This is a genomic window from Aeromicrobium sp., from assembly GCF_047607065.1.
Lineage (GTDB): Bacteria > Actinomycetota > Actinomycetes > Propionibacteriales > Nocardioidaceae > Aeromicrobium.
This window is the reverse complement of the sequence record NZ_JASGDU010000001.1, coordinates 14,679-28,400: the sequence shown is the minus strand read 5'-3', so window position 1 is coordinate 28,400 and position 13,722 is coordinate 14,679. Positions and strand designations below refer to the sequence as shown.

At 69.7% G+C, this 13,722-nt stretch carries 9 protein-coding genes; 6 read left to right on the top strand and 3 right to left on the bottom strand.

Going from position 1 to position 13,722, the window contains the following annotated elements; genetic code table 11:
• Together QM597_RS00120 and purL are read left to right on the top strand one after the other, a co-directional pair.
• A partial coding sequence (locus tag QM597_RS00120) for a GEVED domain-containing protein (protein ID WP_415002846.1) occupies window positions 1–1,299 on the top strand: 1,299 nt, incomplete at its 5' end.
• Between the two features lie 376 nt (window positions 1,300–1,675).
• The gene (gene purL / locus QM597_RS00115) at window positions 1,676–3,937 is read left to right on the top strand and encodes a phosphoribosylformylglycinamidine synthase subunit PurL (protein WP_415002847.1); all 2,262 of its coding nucleotides are present in this window, start codon (window positions 1,676–1,678) and stop codon (window positions 3,935–3,937) included.
• A gap of 225 nt (window positions 3,938–4,162) precedes the next feature.
• Here purL and QM597_RS00110 read toward each other — a convergent pair whose 3' ends face one another.
• Both QM597_RS00110 and QM597_RS00105 read right to left on the bottom strand, forming a co-directional pair.
• Window positions 4,163–4,399, bottom strand: coding sequence for a DUF3107 domain-containing protein (locus QM597_RS00110; protein WP_415002845.1), 237 nt, complete (start codon window positions 4,397–4,399; stop codon window positions 4,163–4,165).
• A gap of 30 nt (window positions 4,400–4,429) precedes the next feature.
• Window positions 4,430–5,074: a TetR/AcrR family transcriptional regulator gene (locus tag QM597_RS00105; RefSeq protein WP_415002844.1), complete on the bottom strand. Its 645-nt coding sequence runs from the start codon at window positions 5,072–5,074 to the stop codon at window positions 4,430–4,432.
• Between the two features lie 164 nt (window positions 5,075–5,238).
• On the opposite strand from QM597_RS00105, the gene moeZ reads away from it, so the two are divergent.
• Genes moeZ through QM597_RS00085 form a run of 4 tightly spaced genes read left to right on the top strand, consistent with a single transcriptional unit; the run spans window position 5,239 to window position 13,095 of the window.
• Complete coding sequence (gene moeZ / locus QM597_RS00100; protein ID WP_415002843.1) at window positions 5,239–6,411, top strand: adenylyltransferase/sulfurtransferase MoeZ; 1,173 nt, start codon at window positions 5,239–5,241, stop codon at window positions 6,409–6,411.
• Window positions 6,412–6,466: 55 nt separating this feature from the next.
• Window positions 6,467–6,802 (top strand): MGMT family protein, encoded by a 336-nt coding sequence (locus tag QM597_RS00095; RefSeq protein ID WP_415002842.1) that lies wholly within the window; start codon window positions 6,467–6,469, stop codon window positions 6,800–6,802.
• A 12-nt stretch (window positions 6,803–6,814) separates the two neighbouring features.
• Entirely contained in the window at window positions 6,815–9,928 is a 3,114-nt protein-coding gene (locus QM597_RS00090; protein ID WP_415002841.1) for an ATP-dependent helicase, read from the top strand.
• The gene (locus QM597_RS00085) at window positions 9,925–13,095 is read left to right on the top strand and encodes an ATP-dependent helicase (RefSeq protein WP_415002840.1); all 3,171 of its coding nucleotides are present in this window, start codon (window positions 9,925–9,927) and stop codon (window positions 13,093–13,095) included. Before QM597_RS00090 ends, QM597_RS00085 begins: the two co-directional genes overlap by 4 nt.
• On the opposite strand, the gene QM597_RS00080 is transcribed toward QM597_RS00085, so the two are convergent.
• Entirely contained in the window at window positions 13,083–13,592 is a 510-nt protein-coding gene (locus QM597_RS00080; protein ID WP_415002839.1) for a hypothetical protein, read from the bottom strand. The two genes, QM597_RS00085 and QM597_RS00080, sit on opposite strands and share 13 nt — an antisense overlap.
• Between the last annotated feature and the right edge of the window lie 130 nt (window positions 13,593–13,722).

The following is a 13,722-nucleotide window of genomic DNA, read 5'->3' as shown; positions in this document are numbered from 1 at the left end:
TGGGATGGTGAGAACGGTGCCAGCCACCGGATTGTCGACCTCGACGAGGACAGCAACACCTCTGATTTGATGCTCGGTTCGCTTGTCGATGATGAGGCTGATGGCACGGCTGCGGCTTCTGGTGATCCGGCCGATAGTGATGATGCGGATGGTGCTGATGATGAAGACGGCCTGCAGTATCCCTTGGCGATCACTGACGGGGTTGCCACGCCGGTCCGAATCCTGGTGACCAACAACACCGATGAGCCTGCGACGTTGGCCGGGTGGCTCGATCTGGATAAGAGCGGAACCTTCGAGACGAGTGAGTTGCAGACGATTGTGGTCCCCGCGAACAGCGGCACCACGGAGCAGACGCTGACGTTCCCGGCGATGACGCTCGACGCCGACGCTTATGCGCGGTTCCGGTTGTTTACCGGGGAGGTCAGCGATCCGTTGCCGACTGGCCCGGTGATCGGTGGTGAGGTCGAGGATTACCAGGCGGTCGTGGCTGATCCGGGCCTGTCGATCGAGAAGTCTTCGGTGCTCAACGACACGAACGGCAACGAGGTGGCCGATGTGGGTGAGACGCTGAACTACTCGTTCACGGTCACCAACACCGGTAACGTCACGTTGACCGATGTGGTGGTCAACGACGACAAGGTTCCGGCTGCCGCCGATTCCCCGGTGTCGTGGCTGGATCCCGGCGAGTCCACCGTCATCGGCCCGTTCCCCTACGTGGTCCAGCAGGCCGACGTGGACAGCGGCGAGGTCTATAACTCGGCCACTGCCTCCGGGACGACACCGGCTGGTGAGTCCTTCGAGTCCGACGAGGCCACTGACGTCCGCGAGACGCCCGAGCGCGTCGGAGGCCTGTCGGTGGTGAAGTCGGCCCAGTTGAACGACACCAACGGCAACGGTCTCGGTGATGCGGGAGAGAAGATCGTCTACTCCTTCGTGGTCACCAACACCGGCAACGTGACGATGACCGGCATCAACGTCGAGGACACGAAGGTCACGGGCCTGACCCCGAGCGATTTCGATCTCGCACCCGGTGCGACGCAGGTGGTCACGGCCGACCCGTACACGATCACCACCGACGACGCGCTGCGCGGCAGTGTCGACAACGTCGCTACGGCGTCGGGTACTGATCCGATGGGTGGCACGGTGACCTCCGAGGAAGCCGAGGTCTCGACCAAGACGCCGGGTCCGAACCTGCCCAGCACCGGTAGTTCGATCTCGCCTGGTCTGCTGAGCCTGGGTCTGCTGTTGGTCCTGATCGGTGGATTGGTGATCGTCGCACGCCGCCGCAAGACCACCTGAGCAGACGCCTCGGTGGCTGAGGTGCGTAGGCCGCCTGCGGCCGAGCCTCGAAGCCGCTACCCGCCACCCCCGGCGGCTCCCTTCGAGGCTCGTCGCAAGCTCCTCGCACCTCAGGGACCGGGGCGGGTTTCCGCTCATTGAGGTGCGGAGCGAGGAACGAGCGAAGCCTCGAAATGAGCTGCGGCGGGTCCCTTCGAGGTGTGCTGCGCTCGCACCTCAGGGACCGGGGACCCTCGGTGGCTGAGGTGCGTAGGCCGCCTGCGGCCGAGCCTCGAAGCCACCTGCGGGTGGTCGGGGCGGGGAGCGGGTGCGCGGGCGGGAATGTGTCTCTGCGGGTCGATAGACTCCGCAGGTGACCAAGCTCCCCAGCAAGCCCCTGTTGGACACTGTCTCCCACGCCTCGCAGACTCCGGACCGGGAACTCCCGTGGGCCGAGTTGGGCCTCAAGCCCGACGAGTACGCGAAGATCCGTGAGATCCTCGGCCGCCGGCCTACCGGTGCCGAGCTGGCGATGTACTCGGTGATGTGGAGCGAGCACTGCTCCTACAAGTCGAGCAAGGTGCACTTGAAGAAGTTCGGCGAGTTGCCGCAGGAGACGCCGCTCGGCAAGACGCTCGCGGGCATCGGCGAGAACGCCGGCGTCATCGACATCGGCCAGGGCTACGCGGTCACTTTCAAGGTCGAGTCGCACAACCACCCCTCCTACGTCGAGCCGTACCAGGGCGCGGCCACGGGCGTCGGCGGCATCGTCCGCGACATCCTCGCGATGGGTGCTCGGCCGGTCGCGGTCATGGACCCGCTGCGCTTCGGCCCGCTCGAGGCGGCCGACACCGCGCGCGTGCTGCCCGGCATCGTCGCGGGCGTCGGCGGCTACGGCAACTGCCTCGGCCTGCCCAACATCGGCGGCGAGGTCGTCTTCGACGAGACCTACCTCGGCAATCCGCTGGTCAATGCGTTGTGCGTCGGCGTGCTGCGTCACGAGGACCTGCACCTCGCGCACGCCTCGGGGGCCGGCAACAAGGTCGTCCTCTACGGCGCGCGCACCGGCGGCGACGGCATCGGCGGCGTCTCGGTGCTCGCCTCGGAGACCTTCGACGCCGAAGGTCCGGCCAAGCGCCCGAGCGTGCAGGTGGGCGACCCGTTCATGGAGAAACTGCTCATCGAATGCACGCTGGAGTTGTTCAAGGCGGGCGTGGTCGCCGGAATCCAGGACCTCGGCGGCGCGGGACTCTCCTGCGCCACGAGCGAGCTGGCTTCGGCCGGTGACGGCGGCATGCACGTCGAGCTCGACACCGTGCCGCTGCGCGATTCGACGCTCAGCCCCGAAGAGATCCTGATGAGCGAGAGCCAGGAGCGCATGATGGCGGTCGTCGAGCCGCAGCACCTCGATGCGTTCATGGCGATCTGCGGCAAGTGGGATGTCGAGGCCGTCGTCGTCGGTGAGGTCACCGACGGCGACCGGCTGGTCATCGACTGGCATGGCGAGACGGTGGTGGACGTGCCACCGCGCTCGGTCGCGCACGACGGGCCGACCTACCAGCGCCCGTACGCGCGCCCCGCCTGGCAGGACGCGCTGCAGGCCGATCCCGCCGAGGCGCTGCCGCGACCGGTAACGGGTGAGGAACTGGCCGACCATGTGCGCCGCGTCCTCGCCAGTCCGAACATCGCCGACAAGTCCTGGGTCACCGACCAGTACGACCGGTACGTACAGGGCAACACGGTCACCGCGCAGCCCGACGATGCCGGCGTCATCCGCATCGACGAGGAGACAAACCTCGGCGTCGCGGTCTCGACCGACTGCAACGGCCGCTTCGCCAAGCTCGACCCCTACGCCGGGGCGCAGCTCGCGCTGGCCGAATCGTTCCGCAACATCGCCGTCGGCGGGGCGCTGCCGCTGGCCGTGACCGACTGCCTCAACTTCGGCTCGCCCGAGGACCCCGACGTCATGTGGCAGTTCGAGCAGGCCACGCACGGCCTCAAGGATGCCTGCGCCGAGCTGGGCATCCCGGTCACCGGCGGCAACGTGTCGTTCTACAACCAGACCGGTGAGACCGCGATTCTGCCGACCCCCGTCGTCGGGGTGCTCGGCGTGGTCGAAGACGTGCGCCGCCGGGTGCGCCACGGCTTCACCGCTGAGGGCGAGCACGTGTTGCTGCTCGGCTCGACCGCAGAGGAACTGTCCGGATCGACCTGGGCCGACGTGATTCACGGGCATCTCGGCGGGCTGCCGCCGCGCGTCGACCTGGCCACCGAGCAGGCGCTCGGCGCGCTGATGCGCGAGGCGATCGCCGCCTCTCTGGTGACGTCGTCGCACGACCTGTCCGACGGCGGCCTGGCGGTTGCGCTCGCGGAGTCGGCGTTCCGTCACGGCCTCGGCGTCACGGTCGACCTGGAGGACCCCTTCGTCGACCTGTTCAGCGAGTCGTCGGCCCGCGCGCTGGTGACTGTGGCGCAGGCCGATCACGACGCTTTCGTGGCGCTGGCCGAGAAGCACGGCGTCGAACTGGCGTCCCTCGGCCGTACCGGCGGCGAGGCGTTGGTCGTCGAGGGCCAGTTCAGCGTGCCGGTCGCCGATCTCAAGGCCGTCTGGCAGGCCACCCTCCCCGCCGTACTCGCACCTCAGCCAGCGGGACCGTGAACCCGGTCCCTGAGGTGCACCCTTCGAGGCCGCTCGTTCCTCGCGGCACCTCAGGACCCGCTTGCGAGTCTCGAAATGAGCCACCCCTGGCAGGCTTCGAGGCTCCGGCCGCGAGCGGCCTACGCGCCTCAGCCAGCGGGACCGTGAACCCGGTCCCTGAGGTGCGACGAGGAACGAGGAGCCTCGAAGGGACCCGCCTCAGCCAGCGGGACCTATTGGCGCGCTTCAGGCGGTGACGGCGGCGGCACCGAAGCCGACCGGGCGGCCCGAGTCGGCGGTGAAGTACAGGTAGGCGACCTTCTCGGCCGGAACCGCGACGGTGCGGCCCTTCGCATCGGTCAGGCTGAACACCGACTCGTCCTTGAGTGACTGCTCCAACTGCGCCAGCACCGCCTCGGGCTGGTCCTCGGTCTCGACCGAGAGTTCACGGGAGGCGTTCTGCACGCCGATCTTGACCTCCATAGGGGGCCTCCTTGGGATGGGGGTGGGGGATTACAGGGGTGCGTCGGGCTTGGGGAAGCCGCCGATGCCGCGCCAGGCGAGCGTGGCCAGCATGCGGGTGGCGTCCTCGCGCGAGAGCGTCGAGGCCGAATCGAGCCAGCGCCGGGCGCTGACCTGGCCCATCGCCACCAGCGCGACGGCCAGCAGGTGCGCGGCCTCGGTGGGCAGACCGGTGTCCTCGCCGATCACGTCGGCGATGGCCGACGCCGACTCGGTGGTCACCCGGTCCAGCTGGTCGCGCACCTCCGGATCGTTGGTCAGGTCAGACTCGAAGACCAGCCGGATCGGCGCATCGTGGCGAGCCACGTAGTCGAACCACAGCTCGATGGTTGCGCGCACACGCTGGCGGTTGTCCTGGGTCGAGGCGAGCGCCTGGCGGACCCCGTCGATCACGGTGTCGCAGGCCGTCGAGATCAGTGCCAGATACAGGTCGAGTTTCCCAGGGAAGTGCTGGTAGAGGACCGGCTTGGACACGCCCGCCCGGTCGGCGATCTCATCCATCGAGGCGGCGTGATAGCCCTGCTCGACGAACACCTGCAGCGCGACCTTCAACAACTGCGCCTTGCGGGCCGAACGGGGCAGCCGGACCGAACGCGGTCGTCCGGCGGCAGGCGGCAAGGTGGGGGCGTTGGTCACGTCCGCGATGCTACCGGGCGGCCCATCTCAGGAGACGGACCTCGCGCGGACGTGGGACAGCCCGGCCGCGACAATGGACGACAGTATCCTTCCGCGACGCCGGGAACACCCGGCCCGCCGCCGACGTTGACACTTGCTGACACCGAACAGAACGAGGAGTTGCCGTGGTCGCCCCCCTGGTGGAACCCGCCGACGAGCTGACCATCGACGAAGTGCGTCGTTACAGCCGTCACCTGATCATTCCCGACGTCGGCATGGACGGGCAGAAGCGCCTGAAGAACGCGAAGGTCCTCGTCATCGGCGCGGGTGGCCTCGGCAGCCCGGCGCTGCTGTACCTGGCCGCCGCCGGAGTCGGCACGCTCGGCATCATCGACGACGACGTTGTGGACGAGTCGAACCTGCAGCGTCAGGTTATCCACGGCCAGTCCGACATCGACCGGCCGAAGGTCGAGAGCGCGGCGGCATCGGTGGCTGAGGTCAACCCGTATGTCACCGTCATCACCCACCATGAACGCCTCGACAACGACAACGTGCTGGACATCTTCGCCCAGTACGACCTCATCCTCGACGGCACCGACAACTTCGCCACGCGGTACCTCGTCAACGACGCCGCCGTGATCCTCAACAAGCCGTACGTGTGGGGGTCGATTTACCGCTTCGAGGGTCAGGTCTCGGTCTTCTGGGCACAGGAGGGGCCGCAGTACCGCGACCTGTATCCCGAGCCGCCGCCGCCGGGCATGGTTCCGTCGTGCGCCGAGGGCGGCGTCCTGGGCGTGCTGTGCGCGTCCATCGGCTCGATCATGGTCACCGAGGCGATCAAACTCATCACCGGCATCGGCGACCCGCTCATCGGCCGCCTGATGACCTACGACGCGCTGGAGATGCGCTACGCGACGCTCAAGATCCGCCGCGATCCGAACGGTGTCCTGCCGACCGAACTGCTGGGCGACTACGAGGCGTTCTGCGGCGCGATCAGCGACGAGGCGGCCGAGGCGGCGGCGGATTCGACGATCAACGTGGCCACGCTCGAGGGCTGGCTCAAAGAGCGCGCCGAGGGTGCCCGCGACTTCGTGCTGGTCGACGTGCGCGAGCCGGTCGAGCGCGACATCAACCACATCCCCGGTTCGATCCTCATCCCGAAGGGCGAGTTCCTCAACGGCAAGGCCTTCGAGCAGTTGTCGCAGGACACGCCGGTCGTGCTGCACTGTAAGTCGGGTGTGCGCTCGGCCGAGGCGCTCGCAGTGCTCAAGGGCGCGGGCTACTCCGATGCCGTCCACGTCGGCGGTGGTGTGGTCGCGTGGGTCAACCAGATCGACCCCAGCCAGCCGTCGTACTGAGTTCAGCCCCTGAAGTGCGAGGAGGAACGAGGAGCCTCGAAGGGACGTCACCTCGATGAATCCTGAACCCCTTGACGGCCTCGACTTCACCGAAGCGGTTCTGAGCCTGGTCGAGGAGATCCCGCCGGGCCGGGTGCTCACCTACGGCCTCATCGCCGAACGGCTCGGCTGCGGCGGCCCGCGCCAGGTCGGCGGCGTCATGGCCCGCGACGGTCACGCCGTTCCCTGGTGGCGGGTCGTGCGCGCTGACGGCTTACTGCCGGCCTACCTCATGGGGCAGGCCCAGCAGGAGTGGTCGCGCGAGCGGACCCCGGTCAAGCGCGGCCGGGTGGACATCACTCAAGCCGTCTGGTCGCCGGCCGCTGGTCCGGAAAATGTCAGTGCGGTCTGATTGCATGGCCTGGTGACCGAGTACCGCCTGATCCGCCCGCGACACGAGCCGCCCGAGCCGCCGGTGCTCGATGCCTCGCAGCAGGCGGTCGTCGACCATCGCGGTGCGCCGCTGCTCGTGCTGGCCGGTCCCGGCACGGGCAAGACCACGACCCTCGTCGAGTTGGTCGCGCGCCGGATCGATGCCGGTGAGGTCCGCGCCGACCAGGTGCTCATGCTCACCTTCAGCCGTAAGGCGGCCGAGGAGTTGCGCGCCCGCGTCTCGGCCCGGCTCGGTGGGGGTGCTCCGGTGACTGCGGCGACCTTCCACTCCTGGTGTTACGGGCTGACCGAGGCTTACCGCGACCGCACCGATTTCGTCGGGCGACCCACGCTGATGACCGCTGCGGAGTCCGATGCGGTGCTCGCCGACCTGCTGGCCGGGCACGAGGCGGCATCGTGGCCTGCCGAGATCCGGCCCGCGTTGCGCACCCGAGGCTTCGCCACCGAGGTCGGGGCCTTTCTCGGCGAGATGGCGGCGCACCGGCTCACCACCGACGACGTTCGTGCGCGGGCGGCGGCCACCGGCCGCGCGGTGTGGGCGCGGGTGGCCGACGTGCTCGACGAATACGCCGAGGTTACCGATGCGCAGAACCTCACCGACTACGCTGAACTCGTCCTGCGGGTCTCGGCGCTGCTCGACGATCCGGCCCGCCTCGACGAGATCCGCGCGCGGTTCCGGCTGGTCGTCGTCGACGAGTACCAGGACACCGATCCAGCGCAGATCGAGGTGCTGCGCAAGCTCGTCGGCCCCGAGCAGCACTTCGTCGCGGTCGGCGACCACGATCAGTCGATTTACGGATTTCGTGGTGCGGCCCCGGAGGCCGTCGCGCTGTTCCCGCGGCACTTCCCCGGAGGCCAGGTGCGCGCGCTGCGGGTCACGCGCCGCTTCGGCCGGGCGATGCGTGACGCGGCCACGGCGGTCGTGCCGGCGGCCCAGCCCGGTGCGCTGCCGTCGGAGGTCGTCCGGCAGCACCGCGAGCTGGAGTGTGCCGGGCCGGACGGCGCGGTTGCCGTGATGACCTTCACCAGCGAGATCGCCGAGGTCGAGCACATCGCCGAGACGCTGCGGCGACAGCATCTCGAGGGGGGTCGGCCCTGGTCCGATATGGCGGTGCTGGTGCGCACGTCGCTGCAGTTGGAGCGGCTGCAGCGCGCCCTCGCGGAGGCCGACATCCCGTGCGAGGTCTCCGGAGACGAGGTTCCGCTGGTCGCCGAACCGGCCGTTCGCGTGCTGCTCGGCGCGCTCGCCGCATCCGACACCCTCGCGCGAGGCGAGGAACTGGAACCCCAGGTGGCCCACACGCTGCTCACCGGCCCGCTCGCGGGCGTCGACGCGCCGCACCTGCGCGCGCTGTCGCGGCGGCTGCGGGCCGGCGACCGCGACACGGCTTCGCCGGTCCTGCTCGCCCGCGCGGTGTCAGGGTTCGCGGCCCACGCCGAGGGCGGTAGCGGCGACCCCGCGGTGCGGCGGCTCGCCCGGCTGCTGGCACGCGCCGCGGCGGCTATCGCGGATGGTCAGGCGCCCGAACAGGTGCTGTGGCTGCTGTGGGACGACACCGACTGGCCCGCCCGCCTCGGACAGGCGTGGGACGCCGGTGGCACCGAACGGGTCGCCGCCGACCGCGATCTCGACGCCGTCGTGGCCCTGTTCCATCATGCGGCCCGCGCCGAGGAACGGCACCAGCGGCGCGGCGTCGCCGGCTTCGTGGCCGACCTGCGCGCCCAGCAGTTGCCGGCCGACCGGCTCGCCGACTCCTCGGCCCGTCCGGCGGCCGTCCGGCTGATGACCGCGCACCGGTCCAAGGGCCTGGAATGGCCGGTCGTCGTGGTCGCCGGTGTGCAGGAGCAGGTGTGGCCGAACCTGGTGCCGCGACCGTCGCTGCTGCGTCCCGATCTGTTGGCCGGCGAGCCGCTGTCCACGCGCGAGCGGCTCGCCGAGGAGCGCCGGGTGCTGTACGTCGCGCTGACCCGTGCGCGCGAGCTGTTGCTCGTCACCGCAGTCGACTCCGGCGGCGAACAAGCCGACGGCCCGTCACGATTCGTCGACGAACTGCGCCGGGCCGGATTCGGCCACGGCGAGCGGGTGGGCCGCCCGGCGCGGTCCCTGTCGCTGCGCGGTGTCGTCACGGAGTTGCGTCGCGCCGAGGACGACCCCGACCCCGAGGTGCGCGCCTCGGCGGCGGGGCTGCTAGCCCGCATCGCCCGCAGCAGCGCGGGCCGGGCGCGCGCTGCCCACCCGGACACCTGGTGGGGACTGCGCGACCTGACCGCCTCCACGGTGCCGCTGCGCGATCCCGAGCAGCCGCTCGGCCTGTCCGGATCGAGTCTGACCGCCCTCACCGACTGCTCTCTGCGCTGGTTTCTGGCCCACGAGGCCCACGGGTCACGCGGGTCAACCACCGCTCAGGGCTTCGGCCTGGTGGTTCACGCGGTGGCCGCCGACGTGGTGCGTCGCGGGCTGACCCACCCCGACGTCGCGGAGTTGCACGCCCACCTCGATGCGGTCTGGCACCGGCTCGGTCACGAGACGGAGTGGATCGGCGAGCGTGAGCGGGCCGAGGCGCATCAGGCGCTCGTCCGGTTCGCCACCTGGCACGTCGCCAATGCCCGCACGCCGCTGGCTGCCGAGCACGAGTTCACCGCCGAGTTGCGTATCGACGGCGAGACGGTCGTGCTGCGCGGGTCGATGGACCGGGTCGAGGTCGACGCCGACGGCCTGGTCCACGTGGTCGACTTCAAGAACAGCAAGAACGCCCCGCGCGCCGAGGAGGTGCGCCGGCACGTCCAGCTCGGGGCTTACCAGCTCGCGGTGCGGACCGCCGGCATCGACGGCAACCACGAGGTCGGCGGTAGCGAGCTGGTGCAGTTGCGTATCCCCGAGGGAACCAAGGCCCCCGACGCGCCGAAGGTCCAGCGCCAGGGGGCGCTGGACGAGACGGATTCCTTCGTCCACGAGGTCATCGGCGCGGCGGTGCGCACCATGCGGGCCGAGCGGTTTGCCGCGACCCCGGCCACCTGCACCTTCTGCGAGTTCGACGCGGTCTGCCCGGCCAAGACCTCCTTCACGGTCGGGGCGGCGCGATGACCCCGCTCCGAGGCGCGCCGGCACCCGGATCAGGGGCCGCGATCCGTGACGTGGAGCATCTGTGCGAGGTGCTGGACATTCCTTTCAGCGACGAGCAGAAGGCGGCCATCGTGGCTCCCCTCGACGGCACGTACGCGATCATCGCGGGGGCCGGATCGGGCAAGACTGCGGTCATGGCCGCGCGCGTGGTGTGGCTCGTCGGGCACGAGGGGGTCGATCCCGAGCGGGTACTCGGCCTGACCTTCACCGCCAAGGCCGCAGGCGAACTCGCGGGCCGGGTGCGCGAGTCGCTGGCCCGCGCGCTCGACGTCAGCGAGTCCGGGGAGCCGACGGTTTCGACCTATCACGCCTTCGCCGGGCGTCTCATCGCCGAGCACGGGCTGCGACTCGGACTCGAACCGGATCTGCAGGTGCTCACCGATGCCCGCCGCTTCCAGCTGGTGGCCCGCACCCTGCTGCGCGATGTCGACGAGCCGCTGCACCACGTCTCGACGCATCTGCCGACGCTCGTGGCCGATGTGCTGGCGCTCGACGGGCAGTTGTCGGAGCACCTGGTGAGTCCAGAAGCGCTGCGCGAGTTCGACACCGGCGTCATCGAGCAGATGGAGAGCCAGGCCAAGCAACTCAAACTCCACCGCGATACGGCCGAGACCTCCCGCAAGCGCATCGAGTTGAGCCGCTTGGTCGAGCGGTACCGGACCGCGAAGGCCGAGGCCGGAGTCATGGATTTTTCCGACCAGATGGCCTGGGGCACCGCGCTGGCGGCTCTGCCGGAGGTGGCCGCCGATCTGTCGTCCCGCTTCGATGCCGTCCTGCTCGACGAATACCAGGACACCTCCGTGGCCCAGCGCGACCTGCTGGCCTCGCTGTTTTGCGGCCGCATCACGGCGGTCGGCGATCCCGCCCAGGGCATTTACGGCTGGCGAGGGGCGGCCGCCGGCAACCTCGAGGGGTTCATCGGGACGTTCACCCCGCCGGGCCGGGCGCAGGCGGAGCCGTTCAGCCTCGCGGTGAGCCGGCGCTGCGGACGGCAGATCATCGACGTCGCCGGCCGCGTCGCCAAGACCTTCTACGACGGCTCGCCGGTGCTACGCCCGCTCAAGGCCGCGCCGGAGAATCCCGAGGGCGAGGTCACCGTGGCGCTGCACGCCACGGTCGCCGACGAGGTGGAGGCCGTGGCCGATGCCGTGGTCGCTGCGGGCCGACGCCTCGATCCGCCGGTGTGGAGCGAGATCGCCGTCCTGGTACGCACCAAGGGCGAGAACGCCGAGATCGTCCATGCGCTGCGCTCACGCGGGGTGCCCGTCGAGATCGTGGGCCTGACCGGGCTGCTGAGCCAGCCCGAGGTGCTCGACGTGCTGGCCGTGCTCGACGTACTCGACGACATGACCGCCAATCCGTCGATGCTGCGGCTGCTCGCCGGCCCGCGCTGGCGCATCGGCGACCGCGATCTCGCCCTGCTCGGCCGCCGTGCGCGGCGGCTGACCGAGTCCCATCGCACGGGCGAGCACCCCGACGCCGCCGATCTCGACGCAGTCCTCGCCGCCGAGCTAGATCGTGCGACCTCGGCGGTCGACCCCACCGAGGTCGTGTCGTTGGCCGAGGCCGTCGCCGACCCCGGCGGGGCCGACTACGATCCGCAGGCCCGCGAACGCTTCGCCGAGATCGCCGCACTGCTGGCGCGGCTGCGCCGTCACGTCCACGAGCCGTTGACCGACCTGGTGCATCGTGCGGTCCGCGAGCTGAACCTCGATGTCGAACTCGATCTGGCCGGACTCGGCACCGACAATCTCGCGCTGTTGCACGAGGCGGTGGCCCGCTACAGCGCCGGCGATCCGCACGCCTCGCTCGGTGGGCTGATGGCCTACCTGGCGGCCGAGCGCGATCACGCCGACGGGTTGGAGGTCAGCGCCCCGTCACAGGCGAACTCCGTCAAGGTGCTCACGGTGCACAAGTCCAAGGGCCTGGAGTACGACGAGGTGTTCGTGCCGTTCATGTCCGAGGGGGTCTTCCCGACGGGGCAGGCCCGGAGCCGGTGGATCAGCAATGCCCGGGCGCTGCCGGTGCGACTGCGCGGCGACTGCGGTGCGCTGGCCGACATCACCGATTTCACGACCGAGGGCGAGTGTGCCTACAAGGCGGCGTCGGCCGGCGAGGCCTACCTGGAGGAGATGCGGTTGGCTTATGTGGCCCTGACGCGGGCGCGGTCTCGCCTGCATCTGAGCGGCCATCGCTGGGGACGCACCCAGAAGAAGGCGCGCCAGCCGTCGCGGTTCCTCGTCGATGCCCGCGACTGGCTGGCGGGCAGCGGCGGCGAGCCGCTCGTATGGGCACCCCAGCCGGACCCCGACGAGGCCAACCCGCTGGTCGATCAGGCGGCCTACCCCTGGCCGCATCCGGTGGTCGGCATGGAGCAGCGCCGGGTCTTCGCCGCAGAGGTGCGCCGGGCTGTCGATCAGGGCGACGAGCCGGTGCCGGTTCACCCGAGCCATATGGCGTTGGCCCAGGACCTCGAACTGGTGTTAACCCACGCCGAGCGCAGCGAGTCGGCGGTCGTCGAGGTCACGCTGCCGCCGACGTTGTCGGCGACGCAGACGATGTCGCTGGCCGCCGACGAGGCGGCGTTCGTGCGCGACCTGGCGCGTCCGCTGCCACGCCGCCCGTCCGGGGCCGCCCGGTTCGGCACGGCCTTCCACGCCTGGGTCGAGCAGCGCTACGAGATCGCCGATCAGCCGGCGCTGCTCGATCCGAACGATTTGCCAGGGCACGCCGAGGAGGAGATCGTCGACGACGCCGAACTCCTCGCCCTGCAGGAGGCCTTCGAGCGCGGTCCGTTCGCCGTGCGGGAGCCGTATTCGGTCGAGGAGGGCTTCTCGATCCAACTCGGGACGCAGCGGCTCATCGGCCGCATCGACGCGGTGTTCGCCGACGAGACCGGCGGCGGCTACGAGATCGTGGACTGGAAGACCAACCGCAGCGCCAGCGCCGATCCGCTGCAGTTGGCGATCTATCGCCTGGCATGGGCCGAGCAGCACGACGTCGATCCGGCACGGGTGCGTGCCTCGTTCTTCTATGTCCGGCTCGGCGAGGTCGTCACGTACGACGACCTGCCGGACCGGGAGGAGCTGGAGCGGCTGCTCGCCGGGGAGCGGGGTCAGCCGGCTTGAGGCCGGGCGTCCAGGAAGCGAGCGAGCAGGTCGTAGGTGCGCGACTCCAGCTCCCGGTCCCGCGCTTCGGCGGCCGCGAAACCCGCCCTCATCTGCGCGGCGACATCGGTGATGCGCTCATCGAGTCGTTCTTCCAGCCGGTCGATGCGAGCCGTCAGGGAGTCGAACCGTTCGTTGGTGGACGCTTCCATCTGGGCGAACCGTTCGTTGGTGGCCTTCTCCAACCGGTCGAACCGTTCGTTGGTGGCCTTCTCCAACCGGTCGAACCGTTCGTCGGTGGCCTTCTCCAACCGGTCGAACCGCTCGTTAGTGGCCTTCTCCAACCGGTCGATGCGTGCGTGGAGTTGCGCGCCGAGTGCTCCGGTCCGCTCGACGGAGCGCTGCTCGAAGCCGGCCAGGTCACGGCGCAGGTCGCGTTTGATGGTTGAGAGGAACACGAACATGGGCACAAGGACGCCCGCGATGAGCGCGAGATTCTCCAAGTCCACGTGGATCACTCCTTCAGTGTGCAAGAGCGGGCGATGGATGACCAGAACATGGCGCACCGGGACCGGATTTTGCTACGAAAGTTCTTGCTTGTGGATGGGATTCCTCCCAGGCTTCATTTCTGTGGATAACGGGTTTCGC

What these genes read in the sequence shown, in the direction of transcription:
- QM597_RS00110 (WP_415002845.1), bottom strand. Translation starts at nt 4,399, where the DNA reads ATGGAGGTCAAGATCGGCGTGCAGAACGCCTCCCGTGAACTCTCGGTC.
- QM597_RS00095 (WP_415002842.1), top strand. Translation starts at nt 6,467, where the DNA reads ATGAATCCTGAACCCCTTGACGGCCTCGACTTCACCGAAGCGGTTCTG.
- QM597_RS00085 (WP_415002840.1), top strand. Translation starts at nt 9,925, where the DNA reads ATGACCCCGCTCCGAGGCGCGCCGGCACCCGGATCAGGGGCCGCGATC.